General features: G+C 42.3%; 15 protein-coding genes. 7 read left to right on the top strand and 8 right to left on the bottom strand.

What is annotated here, in order from left to right:
* Positions 1–38 precede the first annotated feature (38 nt).
* A complete protein-coding gene (locus tag FD716_RS15665; RefSeq protein ID WP_139853181.1) occupies positions 39–1,256 on the top strand; it encodes a magnesium transporter CorA family protein in 1,218 nt (405 codons plus the stop codon).
* A gap of 131 nt (positions 1,257–1,387) precedes the next feature.
* On the opposite strand, the gene FD716_RS15660 is transcribed toward FD716_RS15665, so the two are convergent.
* From FD716_RS15660 to FD716_RS15635, 6 genes are all read right to left on the bottom strand, one after another.
* Positions 1,388–1,675, bottom strand: coding sequence for a YdcH family protein (locus FD716_RS15660; protein WP_171477059.1), 288 nt, complete (start codon positions 1,673–1,675; stop codon positions 1,388–1,390).
* Positions 1,676–1,789: 114 nt separating this feature from the next.
* Complete coding sequence (locus tag FD716_RS15655; RefSeq protein ID WP_139853180.1) at positions 1,790–2,122, bottom strand: chaperone modulator CbpM; 333 nt, start codon at positions 2,120–2,122, stop codon at positions 1,790–1,792.
* 12 nt (positions 2,123–2,134) lie between these two features.
* Positions 2,135–3,094: a DnaJ C-terminal domain-containing protein gene (locus FD716_RS15650; protein WP_139853179.1), complete on the bottom strand. Its 960-nt coding sequence runs from the start codon at positions 3,092–3,094 to the stop codon at positions 2,135–2,137.
* Positions 3,095–3,323: 229 nt separating this feature from the next.
* The gene (gene hslO, locus FD716_RS15645; RefSeq protein ID WP_139853178.1) at positions 3,324–4,199 is read right to left on the bottom strand and encodes an Hsp33 family molecular chaperone HslO; all 876 of its coding nucleotides are present in this window, start codon (positions 4,197–4,199) and stop codon (positions 3,324–3,326) included.
* Positions 4,200–4,249: 50 nt separating this feature from the next.
* Positions 4,250–6,166 carry a monovalent cation:proton antiporter-2 (CPA2) family protein gene (locus FD716_RS15640; RefSeq protein WP_139853177.1) on the bottom strand — a complete coding sequence of 639 codons (1,917 nt, stop codon included), beginning with the start codon at positions 6,164–6,166 and terminating at the stop codon, positions 4,250–4,252.
* 160 nt (positions 6,167–6,326) lie between these two features.
* Positions 6,327–8,576, bottom strand: coding sequence for a primosomal protein N' (locus FD716_RS15635; protein WP_139853720.1), 2,250 nt, complete (start codon positions 8,574–8,576; stop codon positions 6,327–6,329).
* Between the two features lie 154 nt (positions 8,577–8,730).
* Between FD716_RS15635 and gspF the strand changes: the two genes are divergently transcribed.
* The 4 genes from gspF (at position 8,731) to FD716_RS15615 (ending at position 11,588) form a co-directional block, all read left to right on the top strand.
* Entirely contained in the window at positions 8,731–9,936 is a 1,206-nt protein-coding gene (gspF, locus tag FD716_RS15630; RefSeq protein ID WP_139853176.1) for a type II secretion system inner membrane protein GspF, read from the top strand.
* Between the two features lie 48 nt (positions 9,937–9,984).
* Entirely contained in the window at positions 9,985–10,422 is a 438-nt protein-coding gene (gspG, locus tag FD716_RS15625; protein WP_139853175.1) for a type II secretion system major pseudopilin GspG, read from the top strand.
* A gap of 294 nt (positions 10,423–10,716) precedes the next feature.
* Positions 10,717–11,055 carry a hypothetical protein gene (locus FD716_RS15620; RefSeq protein WP_139853174.1) on the top strand — a complete coding sequence of 113 codons (339 nt, stop codon included), beginning with the start codon at positions 10,717–10,719 and terminating at the stop codon, positions 11,053–11,055.
* A 194-nt stretch (positions 11,056–11,249) separates the two neighbouring features.
* Positions 11,250–11,588, top strand: a complete 339-nt coding sequence (locus FD716_RS15615) for a tRNA-binding protein (RefSeq protein WP_139853173.1) — start codon at positions 11,250–11,252, stop codon at positions 11,586–11,588.
* 112 nt (positions 11,589–11,700) lie between these two features.
* Here FD716_RS15615 and lnt read toward each other — a convergent pair whose 3' ends face one another.
* Complete coding sequence (gene lnt / locus FD716_RS15610; protein ID WP_139853172.1) at positions 11,701–13,260, bottom strand: apolipoprotein N-acyltransferase; 1,560 nt, start codon at positions 13,258–13,260, stop codon at positions 11,701–11,703.
* The gene (locus FD716_RS15605; protein ID WP_139853171.1) at positions 13,257–14,093 is read right to left on the bottom strand and encodes an HlyC/CorC family transporter; all 837 of its coding nucleotides are present in this window, start codon (positions 14,091–14,093) and stop codon (positions 13,257–13,259) included. The genes lnt and FD716_RS15605 overlap by 4 nt, the downstream gene beginning before the upstream one ends.
* A 186-nt stretch (positions 14,094–14,279) precedes the next feature.
* On the opposite strand from FD716_RS15605, the gene tusA reads away from it, so the two are divergent.
* Positions 14,280–14,537: a sulfurtransferase TusA gene (gene tusA / locus FD716_RS15600; RefSeq protein WP_139853719.1), complete on the top strand. Its 258-nt coding sequence runs from the start codon at positions 14,280–14,282 to the stop codon at positions 14,535–14,537.
* Between the two features lie 294 nt (positions 14,538–14,831).
* Positions 14,832–15,596, top strand: a complete 765-nt coding sequence (locus FD716_RS15595) for an SDR family NAD(P)-dependent oxidoreductase (RefSeq protein WP_139853170.1) — start codon at positions 14,832–14,834, stop codon at positions 15,594–15,596.
* Positions 15,597–15,644 lie beyond the last annotated feature (48 nt).

Below are 15,644 nucleotides of genomic sequence, written 5' to 3'. Positions count from 1 at the left end.
CATCATGCGTGTAAGCGGATTAAACGTATTTTATATTTATGCAAACCTATTATTTTTATCAAGATACGACAGATCATTATACTTATATTCAAAAAACGGCCAGTCGAGATCAATCCCCGATTTTTATTTGGATTGATTGTACCCGTGAAGATGTGGTTAACCGTGCTGAAGCATGGCAGCAACAGATTCAGCAGGCCAGTGGTCTGTGTTTAAATGAATTGCATGTGCAGGATATTTTAAATCTTGAACATCCCTGTGTCTTCGATGCAATCGAAGACTACAATTTACTCATTTTTCGTAAATTGATTACCCGTGACGACCATATTACTGCGGACGCAGCCGAAGAACATGAGCGGATCTTTGGTCTGGCAACCTCACCTGTGAGTTTTGTGATTACGCCAAATACCTTGGTGAGTGTGCGTGAGACGGGCAATAAAGCCATGGAAAGTTTTATTGCTCGTATTGAAATGATTGTGAGTCGTGAGATTGAACAACAAAATAAACCACGAAAATTGGCGAGTTCACCAATCGATTTAACCCTGCGTTTACTCAATAGCATGGTCGATGAATATGTCGATATTCGGGTGCCGTTGACCAAACGCGTTGAGTATTGGCAGCAGGCCTTGTTGCAAGGGCATCGACGTTTTAATCAATGGCATCAACTGTTACAAGAAAATATGGCTTTTCAGCAAATTGAAAATCTATGTGAAGAGCAGATTGAGGTGATCCAAGAGTTAAGCGATGAAATTATTGACAATGAACAGCATCATCGGGCCAAGAAAAATCTAGAACGTGCTGATATTTTATTGATGCGAATCCACGACTTAAGCAATCATATTGAACGTATTCAAAAGCATACGGCTCGATTTAGCAGTGCAATCAAGGCTGCGATTGAATTGCATTTTTCTGCGATTTCTAATCAGACCAATGAAAATATGCGTATTCTCGCAATTATTACTGCAGTTTTTGCACCACTCACCTTATTGACGGGAATCTATGGCATGAACTTTGAGTTCATTCCAGGGCTTGCTTCACCGCATGGTTTTTGGATTATGCTGGGCTTAATGTTGTTAACGACAATGCTGCTGATTTACTACTTCTATCGTCGTCATTTGGTAGGGCGTGGTGAAAAAAGCGTGATTGATTTGTTGGCACAAAAGCATCCCAATCAACGTGTTAATCTTTTGTGGTTTTTGGACTATGAGCCAATCAAACATACCATGCAGGAGGTCAGTAAGCTGACCAAGTTAAAATGATTGGATGAACAGAAGCAGGTTGAACAAATTAACCCGATGAATAAATTGGGTCATATCTGCTGATCCGAAAGATAAGCTGATATGACCCAATTTGAGCAATAGATTAAAGTAATGCTAGATTTGACTCAGGTTTAGTCTGATTGCTGCACAGCGTCAACGTTGCCGTGCTGCGCTTGTTTGAGCAAGGCATACAGTTCATCTTTGTACTTTAATTTTTTGCGTTTCAGCGTTTCGATATCATCGTTGTCGTTGATGGCATGAACGGGATTGAGTTCTAGATGGGTGATCTGTCTATCGAGCACATCGTGAGATTCGAGCATTTTGGCGAAATGCGGATTGGATTGTCTGAGTTCTGACATCAATTCGCTATATTCTGGAAACATATTTTTGAGCTTTTTGTTCATGACTTTGATGTTCATTGGATCATTGCACCTCGTTCACTGTGTTCACTTAAACATGCGTAGAAAACAACCATAATGGCAGGCGATTTTATAACCTGCCAGTTAATTTAACATAAAGTTTCGAATTGTTTTTTATTTGTTCTGACTGTACCGCGTTTGTTGTCTTAATTGTTGAAGTTCATCAATTAAGTCCATCATCATGGCAACTGCAGCAAAGCTTGCCTCAAAATCACGTTGTAGACGATAGGCACGGCGCGCCCGAGCAATGTCTTCGGCATGGAAGTGTTGTGTGGCTTGTTGGCTACGTGTAGGCAATATTTCATATTCAAGTAGTTGTAAAACCCATTCAGGATTTTGACCACAGACTTGAGCAAAATGGTGTAAGTCAAAGAACTGCTGCTCATCTAAAACTTCAGCGTCAAAACGTCCTTCACAAACAATTTCACGATAATGTAATTGGGTCATGATGCGACTCCCTTATGACTTACGTGGATTGAAATGATTGAAACTTTCAGCCAACTGTTGGTAGGCCTGTTGTTCTGCCTCGGTATTGGCTGCGGGAATCACAATATTCAATTTGAGATAGAGATGCCCAGGTGTTTTACTTGGAATACCTTTGTCGACCAAACGCAGTTGTTGGCCATTTTTGGCTGTCTTGGGTAGCGTGACATTGACTTTACCTGCGGGACTGTCAATTTCAATGCTTTGTCCGAGTGCGATTTCCCAAGGCGCGACGTTAATGGTGTAATGCACATTGGCACCATCCACGTGAATTTTATCGGTTTCTTTATAGTTTATTTCCACATAGAGGTCGCCATTTTTGCCCCCTTGTACGCCCTGTTGCCCTTGATTGGCGAGGCGAATCTGTTGCCCTTGCTTGATCCCTTTGGGAATTTTGACCTCTAAAGTCTTACGTTGCATCTCGACTTCGCCCATTGGGGTATAACTTGGAATTTGTAGGGTAAATTGTTGGGTTGTACCATGATAGGCGACCTCAATCTCAACCTCGATGCGGACATGTTGGTCTTCACCTGCATAGGCTTGCTGACTTGATCTGCCTTGGGAAAAGTCTTGCGTACGACCACCGCCAAAGCCTGCACCAAAACGTCCAAATAGGTCTTCAAAACCGCCAAAGTCACCGCCCCCGTGAGAATAACTGTGGCGTTGACCAGCACCAGAAAAACCATCAGCACCCGATTGTCCAGCATAGTTGGCTTGTGCATGCGGGTGATCTAGTGAAAAGTCATATTCTTTTTTCTTTTCAGCGTTACTTAAAGTGTCATAGGCGACATTAATCGATTGCATCTGTTCTTCTGCATCAGCTTCTTTACTTATGTCAGGATGGTATTTTCGAGCAAGTTTACGATAAGATTTTTTGATTTGTTCAGGACTAGCATCACGACCAACAGCTAGGACTTCATAATAATTTTTTGCCATGTTGAAGTGTCACATTAAAACAGTTGTTTTGATTATTGGGCAAATTGGGAACACTTCATAGTCTTAATAAGCGGTGATTTTGTTTCAATTTTTAACGCAACGGTATCTTAAATGATCATTAAAGTGACATGCAGCTTACTTTGAAAGTGGGTCAAATTTCCCAAACTGAGACAGCCATACAGGTCTTGGCTTGTATTTACACTGTTCAGTTCGGGGCATTACCGCCTAATTAGCTCAGGTGTTGGCCAAATAAACCGAGGGCTTCTTCAGCGCTGAATTGATAGTGGCTGTTACAAAATTGACAATCCATTTGGATCGGGTTTTGTATATCTAGTGTTTCTTTGACTGCATTTACGCCAATTTGAATCAATGCATCTGCACAACGTGCTTTGGAACAGGTGCAGGCAAATTTTAATTGTTCAACCTCGGGCAGACGCACGTCTTCTTCGTTATATAAACGATAGAGAATTTCTTGGGCATCCAGTTCAATCAATTCATCTGCTTTTAGCGTTTCAGTGAGTAGATTGATTCGTGGCCATAGATCGTCATCAATCAGCTGTTGTTCTTCTTCGCTGTTGCGTGGCAGCAATTGAATCAGTAAACCGCCTGCACATTGTGTGGTACTGGCCAACACAATCTTGGTCGGAATCTGTGCCGATAAGTCGTAGTACTGCATGAGGCAGCCTGCCAAGGTGGCCTTATCTAAAGGTACAATTCCTTGATAGCGCTCGCCTTTTTCAGGTTCGATGTTGATAAACAATACTGGACTGACCAAGGTTGCAAGCACGGTCGAACTGTCCTGAGCATGGTCAAAGCGTGGATCGGCTTCATAGTCGGCCAACGCACGTATTTCACCCAAATGGTTACATTCGGCCATGGCCCATTTAAAGCTGCCTTCAGCCTGAATCTGTAGGCTAATACGGCCTTGGATTTTCAGTGTACTGGCCAACAACGCAGTGGCTGTAAGCATTTCTCCGAGCAGGACTTTAATGGCTTCGGCATAATCGCGCTGTGCCAGAATGGTGTGTAGGGCTTGTTCTAAATGGACGACTTCACCACGAATCGGACAGTTTTCAATATAAAAGCGTTGACGTAAATCAGACATAATATTCTCCAAATCTTGGTATTGATGGAGTCAATCCTAAAAAACACAAGTTAATCTTGCTCGTTTCTGCGAATATCCAGTCGATCTCTGCTCTGCACATTGAATTCATTCGGTGCAGGTTCATCTAAGTTGTGCTGCGGGTCATCTGCATCTGCATCTTCTTCATCATCGCTTCCGGCTTGTTGTCTGAGATGCGCCTCGGTGGCTTGCGCATCATTTTCAAATAATTGTTCGAGCTCATTTAAAAAGCCCTTATAGCTTTCGAAGACTTTTTGTTCATCGGTATAGATACGTTGCTGCTGTGCCAGCATCTGCTCATCATAATCACGGAAAAGTTCAACACTTTTAGCAGCATGTGATTCAGTGATCCCCAGTAAGCACAGGGCACGGTAGGCCATGCCCAAAGACGAAAGATAGGTTTCACGCCAAATATGACTAATGCCTAAATCTCGCAGCAAATGGACATGATAGCGATCACGTGCACGGGCTAAAATGTTGAGTTCAGGATAATTCAAGCGGATATGACGGGCGATAACCATCGAATCTTCGACATCATCAATCGCCAAGATAAACACTTTGGCGGTATGGATGCCTGAGGATCGGAGTAACTCAGGTTGCGTGGCATCGCCATAATACAATTTACCGCCATAGCGTCTGACAAAATCAATGCGTTGTAAATTGTTGTCGATAGCAGTAAAGCGGAGGTGTTGCATATGAGCCAGTCGAGCGATAATTTGCCCAAAGCGTCCAAAGCCAGCAATGATAATCGGTGGATGCTGATCTGGGATATCGTCATAGGCTGCATCGACTGGTTGTTCAATGCGAGGGACAATATAGCGCGAAACCAACCAGTAGGCGATTGGGGTGAGCACCATAGATAGGGTCACGATCAGGGTTGCAGGTTCAACGAGCGCTGCACTCAACACCTTCTCACTTTTAGCGACATTCATAATGACAAAGGCAAATTCCCCACCTTGTGCCAAACAAGTAGCGAGCATCAGGCTGTCACGCCAATTGTTGTTTTGGTAGCGTGCAACTCCAAGAATTACCAAAGCTTTGATTAACATCAAGGCAATCGCCCCACCGATAATCAGGAGTGGCATTTCCTGGAACAACGACAACTGGGTGGTCATGCCCACGGTCATAAAAAATAGACCGAGTAATAAGCCCTTAAATGGGGTAATGCTGGCTTCAATTTCATGTCTAAATTCAGAGTCGGCCAATAGCACGCCTGTGAAGAAGGCACCTAAGGTGGTGCTAATCGCCAAGGTATCCATCAGCAGTACCACGGCCAAGACGATGAATAGGCCCACAGCAGTAATCAGTTCTGTCGCACCACTTTTGGCCACAAAGCGAAAAAATGGACGCATTACATAGCGGCTAAATAAAAACAATCCAGTAAAGGCGGCAATAATGGCCGCGAAATAAGCAATCCCATGATTGCTGCTTTGTTGATGGATCGCCAGCAGCGGAATCACTGCTAATAATGGAATTGCTGCGATATCTTGAAACAGTAAAATTGAAAAAGAGCGTTGCCCATAATTGGTGTTGAGTTGTTGTTTTTCGGAGAGTAATTGCAAGACAAAAGCAGTGGAAGAAAGTGCCAAGGCGAACCCAAGCACAAAACTGACACTCAGACTTTGTCCAAGCAATAGCCACATCAGTAACATGAGTACGGCACCAGTGAGCAGTACTTGTGCACTGCCACTGACAAAAATTGAGCTGCGCATTTCCCAAAGACGTTGTGGGCGAAGTTCAAGACCAATTAGGAACATCAATAAAATAACCCCGAACTCCGCCAACTGCATAATGGCGGCAGGGTCATTGGCAATATTGAATACGCTTGGGCCGAGAATAATTCCCGTCAATAAGTAACCCAATACCGTGGCAATGCCTAGTTTTTTTGCTAAAGGCACAATGATCAGTGCGGCAGCAAGAAATAAGGTAGTTTGTAATAATAATGACATGAACTTGCCCTAAACCTAAATTCATTTACCAAGCATTCTACACAACAGCCGTGAGGTATGTCTGCGCTGCTGTTATTGCTAGATCTTTTATTGCTAAATCTATGTTTTGATATTACATATAGGCCAACATCAGGTGATTTATTAAATGAACATATTTAATTTAATTCAGCTCTTGAGGATCGATATCAATCGAAATTTTTAAATCTGATGGTTTTTCTTTGAGTAGCTGTTGCCACCAATGTCTGAGATAAAAATGCATTTTTGCCCGCTCTGCCGACAATAAAACCATATGCGCTTGATAGCGACCTGCTTTACGTTCCATTGGTGCCGGAATCGGTCCCCAAATATCAATCAGCGGCAGTGATGCTGGCGGTAATGGGACAGGTGTGGATTGTTGTTGTAATTGTTGTGACATCTGCTTTAGAAATTGCTGATTATTTTCTTGGCTTCTCGACTCACAGCGCAACAATGCGGCATAACGATAGGGCGGTAATAATGCCTGTTGTCGTTCAATCAAGGTTTGCTTGGCAAAAGCGCGATAGTCTTTGTGAATCAGAGTGAGTAATAGGGGGTGATCAGGCCTGTGGGTTTGTAAATAAACATCACCTTTCTTTTCACCACGACCTGAACGACCTGCGACTTGAACGATCAATTGTGCGGTTCGTTCTGGCGCTCGAAAGTCAACACTGAGCAGCCCAGCATCAATATCTAAAATCGCAACCAAAGTGACGTAGGGAAAATGATGCCCCTTGGCCAACATTTGTGTGCCCAATAAAATGGCCGATTTATTTTGATGAATTTGTTCCTGAATTTTCTGCCAACTGCCAACCCGACTGGTCGAGTCGCGATCAACCCGAATAATGAGTTGATCTGGAAATAGTTCTTGTAGACTGGCCTCAACTTTGGCAGTGCCCATCCCAATCGGTTTTAAACTGGTGTGATGACATGCAGGACAGGCGCTGGGTAAGCGCTGAATGGTACTGCAATGGTGGCAATGCAAGTGGCTATAGGGTTGATAATGTAAGGTGAGATGCGCATCGCAATGTGGACAATTGGCTTGCCAAGCGCATTGTTCACACAGCAACACGGGTGCATAACCGCGTCGATTGAGAAAAATAAGCACTTGTTCTTTGCGCGCTAAGCATTTTCCAATTTCATCTAACAATTGTTGGCTCATGCCATGCTGTTTTTTTGCGATTTTCAAATCGATAACATGCATCTTTGGCATGATGGCATTACCGGCACGTTGATTGAGCTCTAAGCAGGTCAACTTGCCTTGTTCAACCAAATGATAACTGTCGATGCTTGGGGTGGCTGAGCCTAAGATAATGGGGCATTTGGCCAATGCAGCACGGTATAAACCGACATCGCGGGCATGGTAGCGAAAGCCTTCTTGTTGTTTAAACGACAGATCATGTTCTTCATCTAAAATGATCAATCCCAAATTTGGCATCGGGGTATAGATGGCAGAACGGGTGCCTAAAATAATCGCGGCCTTTCCCGTTTCTGCATATTGCCATGCTTGTAAGCGTTTACTGTCATTGAGGCCCGAGTGCAGTAAAGCAATATGACAATGAAAACGTGATTGGAAACGATCAATCGTTTGTGGGGTTAAGCCGATTTCAGGCACCAAGACCAAAACCTGTTTGCCTTTTTTAAGGACTTCTTGCATCACTTGTAAATAGACTTCCGTTTTACCACTGCCCGTTAAGCCATCGAGTAAAAAGGCTTGGTATTTATTTTGTGCTTTTAAAATTTGTTGAATGGCCAAGCGTTGATCGGGATTGGCAGTGAGTGGCATTTGTGCCATTTGCACCGGAGGGGCACTGAAATCTTGTGGTTTTAACGCCGTATCAATCAGGCCTTTTTTTTGTAAAGCTTTTAATGTGCTGTTTTCAATGCCGCTTAAATTTAACAGATGTTCTGAGGTGCCTTGAGGATGTACACTTAATAATTTATAAGCATTGCGCTGTTTTTCGGAGCGTTTAAGTTCATTTTCTGCACTAGGTTTGAGAACATTCCAAACGGTGGCCAACAAGTTATAAGGTTTACCTTGGCGCAGTAAGCTTGGTAACGCGGTTTGTATAACCTCACCCAATGGAAATTGATAATAATTTGCAGACCATGTCAACAAACTTAAAACTTGTTCATTTAGAATCGCACGATCATCTAACAGCGCATCGATGGCTTTAAGTTGAAAGCTGCTATTGAGTGGAACATCAGTGGGAATTTTTTCGACAATGACACCAATCAGATGTCGACGACCGAAAGAGATTGCAACACGTGCGCCAATGTGTGCTTGTTGATATTGTTCGGCACTCAGCTTGTAATCAAAACAATCGTAGAGATGCACAGGCACCGCAACACGAATGCGGTAAATGGGGGAATTTGGATCTACAGAATTTGGCATATTCAATTAGGGGCGCATTAAAGTGAAATCATATCGAGATCAGGGTGGGCATATGTTAGAGTGTTGGCGGTTGAGAATAATGAAGAATATGAATGATTTTTATGGTCATAATCAACTCTTTCAACAAAAAAACTTAAACGATTAGAGCATTATTATGCCTGCATATCAATTTACAGCACTGGACGTCTCTGGCAAGCAACACAAAGGTGTGCTTGAGGGAGATTCTGCACGTCAAGTTCGACAACAATTGCGTGATAAGGATTGGACGCCGCTCAGTGTCGCTGCGGTTGAGCAAAAAGAAAAAAATACAGGTTCTTCATTTTTTCAGAAAAAATTTACAGCCTATGATTTGGCGCTGATGACGCGACAATTATCGGTCTTGGTTGCCGCTGCAATTCCGCTTGAAGAAGCACTGCGCGCCGTGGCGAAGCAGAATGAAAAAGCCCATGTTCAAAATCTACTGCTCTCTGTTCGCAGTAAGGTTTTAGAAGGGCATACCTTGGCACAAGGCATGCAGCAAGGTGGACGTTTTCCAGATTTATATATCGCCACCATTGCTGCGGGTGAGCGTTCGGGCCATTTAGATTTAATTTTAGATCAGCTCTCGGATTACACTGAAAATCGTTTTGCCATGCAAAAGAAAATACAAGGGGCAATGATTTACCCAATTATTTTAATGCTGATGTCTTTTGCGATTGTGATGGGACTGATGACTTATGTGGTCCCCGATATTGTCAAAACCTTTGATCAAAGCAAACAAGCTTTACCGTGGATTACGGTTGCCTTAATGAAAGCCAGTGACCTGATTCGACAAACTTGGCCATTTATGTTGCTGGGTTTAGGAGTCATGACGGTATTGTTATTGCGTTTTTTAAGAAGTGCTTCTGGTCACTATGCGTTTGATCGTTTGGTGCTCAAATTGCCATTATTCGGTAAATTATCGCGTGGTATAAACTCATCACGTTTTGCCAGTACCTTGTCTATTCTCACGCAGTCTGGTGTGCCATTGGTCGACGCATTGAAAATTGGTGCAGCCGTCAGCAGCAATTGGGTCATTCGCGATGCAATCAATATTGCAGCAGAAAAGGTGATCGAAGGTGGAAGCCTAGGAACGCAATTAGAGCGTTGTGGTTATTTTCCACCAATGATGGTACAAATGATTAAAAGTGGTGAAACTTCAGGTGAATTGGATCGTATGTTGTCACGTGCTTCTGATATGCAAGATCGTGAAGTGACCGCATTTATTTCAACCCTATTGGCACTGTTAGAACCACTGATGTTGGTGTTTATGGCAGCGATTGTATTGGTGATTGTGATTGCGGTAATGCTCCCAATTGTGAATATGAATAATATGGTTTAGCGCTTAGAACTCAATATTTTGTAAGACATTTTTAAAGAGAGACTTTAAATGCAAAGGAAGATCTACCCAGGTAAGCAATCCGGATTCACACTTATTGAGGTCATGGTGGTTATTGTGATTTTAGGTGTATTGGCTGCATTAGTGGTTCCCAATGTAATGGGACGTGCTGATAAGGCAAAAGTGGATACCACAGTACTTACATTAAAGTCTGTTGCCGGTGCCTTAGATCAATATAAAATGGATAATAATCACTATCCAACGGCACAAGAAGGTGGGTTAGATGCGTTAATTCATCAACCTGCAACGGTTAAAAGTTGGGTGCCAGGCGGTTATATTAAGGGTGGCTATCCGAAAGACAGTTGGGACAATGATATTCAATATGTAAACCCTGGTTCTGAAGGTCGTGCCTATGATCTATATTCTTTTGGCGCTGATGGTAAGACCGGTGGTGAAGACAGCAATGCAGACATTTTCTATAAACCTTAATTGTTAAATATTTTTCTAAATGGAAGTGTTTAATTAATCACTTCATTTTAATTGGTTAATATCAATAAAGTGAAGTGATAATGGTTTTTAATAATATTGGCTAGTAAAAAACTATAATATAAGTACCTGTATTTATTTGATTTTGGTTTTTATTTTTGTTTGATATTAATAATAAGAATTATTCTTATATTTGATGGTTACAATAAAGTTAAACTGTGAATTAAAATAGACTTCTTATTTGTTTAAAATCTCGCATAATAGGCTCAATGTGCTGAATTTGGTCGGGAGGATAATATGAAGGCATTAATATGGTCAGATGAAGTTAATCAATTACATTGGTCAATGCTTAAGTCTGTCGTTTTCATTTTAGCCTTATTGCCAGCCAACGATTTCTTATTACAACTTTGGCAAAGCACAGAAGGCAGCAGCCAGATCTTTATTGGATTTACCGTAATCAGCGTGTTTAGCGCATTAAGTATTTTAGGTTTTATTTTTGCACTGCTGGCCTCAACATTAAAACTGACCGAAGAGCATTTATTTTCTGTGGTTGAGCGTCGTGTATTACAGGTTTATCGTTATATTCCAATGTTATTGCTGATGGTTATTCTGTCTTATTTGGCGACTCAGATTTAATAAGATTCTGCGCGATACAACGGAAGCGTGCGAAATAAATAAAGCGTCCAGCAACGTGTTGCTCGACGCTTTTTTGTTGTGGCATAGAATAAATGTGATGTGTAATGAATGGCGGTCTGGCACATTTTTTAGGCTTTTAAAACAGAATTAGAATCCGTTACAATCATGAGGTTTTATAAATACTTGGAATGCACATGGAACTGATTGAGTGGAATGATTTTTTGAAAGTTGAGTTACGTGTTGGGCGTATTGTTCAAGCAACGGTTTTTGAAAAAGCGCGTAAGCCTGCTTATATTTTACACGTCGACTTTGGTGAAGAACTTGGGGTGCGAAAATCTAGTGCTCAAATTACCAAACTGTATCAACCAGATGAACTGATCGGGAAGTTGGTGGTCGCTGTGGTTAATTTTCCAAAAAAACAAATTGGCCCAATTCAATCGGAGTGCTTAGTGACTGGCTTTCACAATGCCGATGGGGATGTTGTGTTATGCGTACCTGATTTGGATGTGCCACTTGGGACTAAACTACTTTAAATCGCATTATATGGATTGGAAGAGAAGTTTGATTCAGCTCTGAAGCTGAATCAAATTGGTATTGGATAGGTCTAGCTGATTGTGCATCTTGAAAATATTGGGTCGTGATGGATTAACGACGAGATTTAAATGAAACGTCGATGACACGTGGTCGATAAAACCAGCCAAGCAATAATAATAAGCTTGAGAACATTAAAATCGGCCAATCACTGAAACGGCTATACCAAGTTTGACCTTGCATGGCTGGGAGTTCACCTCGCAGTACCGCAGGCTGATCGATTGGTGCTTGTTTTACAATATGACCATTTTCATCGATAAACGCAGTAATACCCGTATTGGTGGCACGAATAATCCAACGACCATTTTCTTTGGCACGCATTTGCACCATCTGTAAATGTTGCCAAGGTCCTGCCGTTCCTGTGAACCATGCATCATTGGATACGGTGACCAAGAAATCACTATTTGCAGCATTACGACGGGTTAGATTTGGATAGGCAATTTCATAGCAAATTGCCGCAGCCAGCGGATGACCTTTGATGTCGAGTGGTGCTTGTTCGGATGAACCGCGACTAAAACTACTCATGCTCGGATCATTTTGCATGGCAGGTAGTACCCAACTGAGCAGACCATGAAGTGGAATATATTCGCCAAAAGGAACCAAACGTTGCTTTTTATAGAGGCCGTTGGTATCGCTGCCTGACGCCATTAGACTATTAAAAAATACGGGTGTTTGTTGTGTCGCCGAATCGTTTAAATCCCAATATGGAATACCCGTTACCCACGCTGTATTCGATTGTTTGGCTTGTTGATTCATCGCCTGTAAAAAACCAGGAATATCGGTTTGAAACATTGGGATTGAAGATTCAGGCCAGACAATCAGATCACGGCCCCATTCGCTTTGACTCAGTTCAGTGTAAATCTCCAGCGTTTTGCCTTGATATTCTGTCAACCATTTCATGTCTTGTGGAATGTTGCCCTGAATTAAAGACACCGATAATGGCTTTTCATCTTTGGCAGAAACAAATTGGAGATGTGACGCACCCCAAGCACCGAGCAACAGGATTGCCGCGGGAACAGCCCAGAAAATCCGTTTGTTGAGAATCTCAACCAAGGCACAGGCCAAGAGAATGACCACAAACGAAACTGAAAACACCCCAAATAATGGTGCATAGGCATCGAGTAGACGCTCACTAAATGCATAACCTGCAAACAGCCATGGAAAGCCTGTGAATACCCAAGTTTTTGCCCATTCAAACAGCACCCAAATGGGTGCGAAAGTGAGCGGTGTTTCTGGAAAGAAACGTCGATAAAGCCAAGTTTGAATCGCAGTAAACAGGCCCATGACCAGCGCCATGATGACAATGAGGAGCACGCTTAGGATAGCGTTGGTTTCACCATAGACATGAATTGAGGTATATAACCAAAATGCACCGACAAACCAAAGTCCAAAACCATATGCCCAGCCAATAGCGAAGGCTTGGCGCGGAGCGCGTTGTCTTAAGCAGGCATAGAGCAGGGCAGGAGATAGAATGGCCAGCCACCACAAATAATAGGGAGCCAAAGCCAAACTAAATACAGCACCTGAAATTAGTGCGATCAGAACTGGATAGATCAGGGGTAATGGCTTTTCTGAAGCAGAGATTTGCAGCAACTTGTCAAAATACTGTCTCATTGACGTGTAGCTCTAATCAAATGAATACTGCGTGCATCGGCTTCTTGAATGGTAAATTGCCAATTATCGAGTTCAACCATTTGGCCTTGTAAATCACTGACCAAACCGATTTCTTGGAGAAGCAATCCACCAACCGTTTCAACTTCATCATCTGAGAAGTCAGCATTGAGTGCTGAGTTGAAATACTCGATTGGCGTTAGTGCTTGTACCAACCAAGTATTGCTGGTGTTGGCTGGATCGGGAACAATAAACTGGCCTTCTTCGTCGGCATTGTCATGTTCATCTTCAATTTCACCGACAATTTCTTCGAGGATATCTTCTAAGGTCACCAAGCCTGAGGTCGTGCCGTATTCATCAATCACGATTGCAATATGATTTTGCGTATTTTTGAGCATGCGCAAAACCTGATCGGAACGCGCACTTTCAGGCACATATAACGGTTGACGCATCAGACGGCGAATATCAATTTTGGCACTGCCTTCAGAAAGGAAGGGAAGCAGATCTTTGGCCAATAACATCCCGACCACATTGTCGGGTTGATCCGAAGAAAACACCGGAAAACGTGAATGTGCAGACTCAATGAGTACATGCAAAATATCAAGTAATTGATCATCTTCTTGTAGACTGACCATCGCTGTACGCGGGGTCATGACTTCACGAATTTTGGTTGCTGGCAGGTCTAAAACCCCTTCGAGCATTGCAACTGTATCGGATTCTAAAAAACGACGTGAATCTTGTACTAATTTTAGTAGTTCGTCGCGAGTTTCTGGTTCGACTTTAAGCCATTTTCTTAAGCCGCGCATACCCCACGACGGGCTTGATTCCTCGTGCATGATCTTTCCTAAAGACACTTAAATTGGATAAAAGTATTTTTATAATACCGCATAAAATAGAGAAGTCTATCTCTAAGCTTAAGTGTTGTGGTCAATCTGGCAAAGCGGATTTCCACATCTTTCAATACATGGCTGAATAAATCCCAAATATGTTAAGATAAGCGACCTTTTTATTCGAGTGTAATGATGTCAGTTCAGGATTTAACACCGCATATTCAGCTTAACACCCGTGGTTTACGCTGCCCTGAGCCGGTCATGATGTTGCATCAAGCCATTCGTAAATCACAGTCAGGTGATGTGGTTGAAGTATTCGCCACTGACAACTCAACTTCATGGGATATCCCTAAGTTTTGTGCACATTTAGGTCACGAATTATTATTACAAGAAGAATTACTCGATGCCGATGGCAAAAAAGAATTTCACTACCTGATTCAAAAGGGCTAATGGGTTTAGTCTGAGAACATAAATGACTGGCAGAAGCCATATTAAATAAAGAATGGAAGCCTAGCTTCCATTTTTTATGGATATTCTCTTATTTCTAAAGTATGGCATCTGGTTCCTAATCTCAGTTTTCCCTTTTGTGGTGTAGACAATAAAGCCGATTTGTCAGGATGTTCAGCTGGCATTAACCCCAAGTGCTGCAATACAAATGTAAGCATCCGTTAAAATTAAATAATTTTATGATGAATAGTATATTTTAGATGCAATCAATTGGGTTTAAATAGAAAGGGAATCATCATGTTAGCACTTGTCACAGGCGCATCTTCTGGATTTGGATATAGTATTGCCAAAGAATTAATCCGTCAAAACTATAAAGTGATTGGCGCTGCGCGAAGAGCAGATAAGCTAGAAGTGATTAAAAACGAATTAGGCGATAATTTCTGTGCGCTGCCTTTGGATATCTGTGATACATCGGCGCAGATCGCGGATAAGCTGAATCGCCTTCCATCAGAATTTGCAATCAGTCAAATTGATGTATTGGTGAATAATGCAGGTTTGGCCTTAGGGCTAGAAGCGGCTCAGCATGCAAAACTCGATGATTGGTACACCATGGTGGATACCAACATTAAAGGTTTAATGACCGTTACCAGCATCATCCTACCTTATATGGTGGACAAGCATTCAGGCTTAATTATTAATATGGGCTCTATTGCAGGGACATATCCATACCCGGGTGGCAATGTGTATGGTGCAACCAAAGCCTTTGTTGCGCAATTTAGCCTAAACTTAAGAGCAGATCTTGCTGGCACTGGCGTGAGAGTGTGTAATATCGAACCTGGATTGTGTGGCGGAACAGAGTTTTCAGAAGTCCGTTTTAAAGGGGACTTAGAGAAAGTTAAAACGTTATATGACAATAAAAATCCAATTTTGCCAGAAGACATCGCCAATACCGTAGCATGGGTTGTTTCGCAACCGAAGCATATTAATATCAATAGAATCGAACTCATGCCAACCTCTCAATCATTTAGCCCATTAAAAGTGACTGAAAGTACCAAAGCCTAAGCCATATTTATCGTTTTCCAAGCACATAAAATTAACCCCTCAAATGAG

The sequence above is a fragment of the Acinetobacter pullicarnis genome (genome assembly GCF_006352475.1).
Classification (GTDB): domain Bacteria; phylum Pseudomonadota; class Gammaproteobacteria; order Pseudomonadales; family Moraxellaceae; genus Acinetobacter; species Acinetobacter pullicarnis.
The sequence above is the reverse complement of the archived record's forward strand: the minus strand, read 5'-3'. Positions and strand labels throughout refer to the sequence as shown.

Bases quoted from the DNA above. Each gene is read 5' to 3' on its own strand.
- hslO (WP_139853178.1), bottom strand. From the start codon at position 4,199: ATGTCTGATTTACGTCAACGCTTTTATATTGAAAACTGTCCGATTCGT.
- FD716_RS15620 (WP_139853174.1), top strand. From the start codon at position 10,717: ATGAAGGCATTAATATGGTCAGATGAAGTTAATCAATTACATTGGTCA.
- gspG (WP_139853175.1), top strand. From the start codon at position 9,985: ATGCAAAGGAAGATCTACCCAGGTAAGCAATCCGGATTCACACTTATT.
- FD716_RS15650 (WP_139853179.1), bottom strand. From the start codon at position 3,094: ATGGCAAAAAATTATTATGAAGTCCTAGCTGTTGGTCGTGATGCTAGT.
- FD716_RS15640 (WP_139853177.1), bottom strand. From the start codon at position 6,166: ATGTCATTATTATTACAAACTACCTTATTTCTTGCTGCCGCACTGATC.
- FD716_RS15595 (WP_139853170.1), top strand. From the start codon at position 14,832: ATGTTAGCACTTGTCACAGGCGCATCTTCTGGATTTGGATATAGTATT.
- lnt (WP_139853172.1), bottom strand. From the start codon at position 13,260: ATGAGACAGTATTTTGACAAGTTGCTGCAAATCTCTGCTTCAGAAAAG.
- FD716_RS15655 (WP_139853180.1), bottom strand. From the start codon at position 2,122: ATGACCCAATTACATTATCGTGAAATTGTTTGTGAAGGACGTTTTGAC.
- FD716_RS15635 (WP_139853720.1), bottom strand. From the start codon at position 8,576: ATGCCAAATTCTGTAGATCCAAATTCCCCCATTTACCGCATTCGTGTT.
- gspF (WP_139853176.1), top strand. From the start codon at position 8,731: ATGCCTGCATATCAATTTACAGCACTGGACGTCTCTGGCAAGCAACAC.
- FD716_RS15660 (WP_171477059.1), bottom strand. From the start codon at position 1,675: ATGAACATCAAAGTCATGAACAAAAAGCTCAAAAATATGTTTCCAGAA.
- tusA (WP_139853719.1), top strand. From the start codon at position 14,280: ATGTCAGTTCAGGATTTAACACCGCATATTCAGCTTAACACCCGTGGT.
- FD716_RS15605 (WP_139853171.1), bottom strand. From the start codon at position 14,093: ATGCACGAGGAATCAAGCCCGTCGTGGGGTATGCGCGGCTTAAGAAAA.
- FD716_RS15615 (WP_139853173.1), top strand. From the start codon at position 11,250: ATGGAACTGATTGAGTGGAATGATTTTTTGAAAGTTGAGTTACGTGTT.
- FD716_RS15665 (WP_139853181.1), top strand. From the start codon at position 39: ATGCAAACCTATTATTTTTATCAAGATACGACAGATCATTATACTTAT.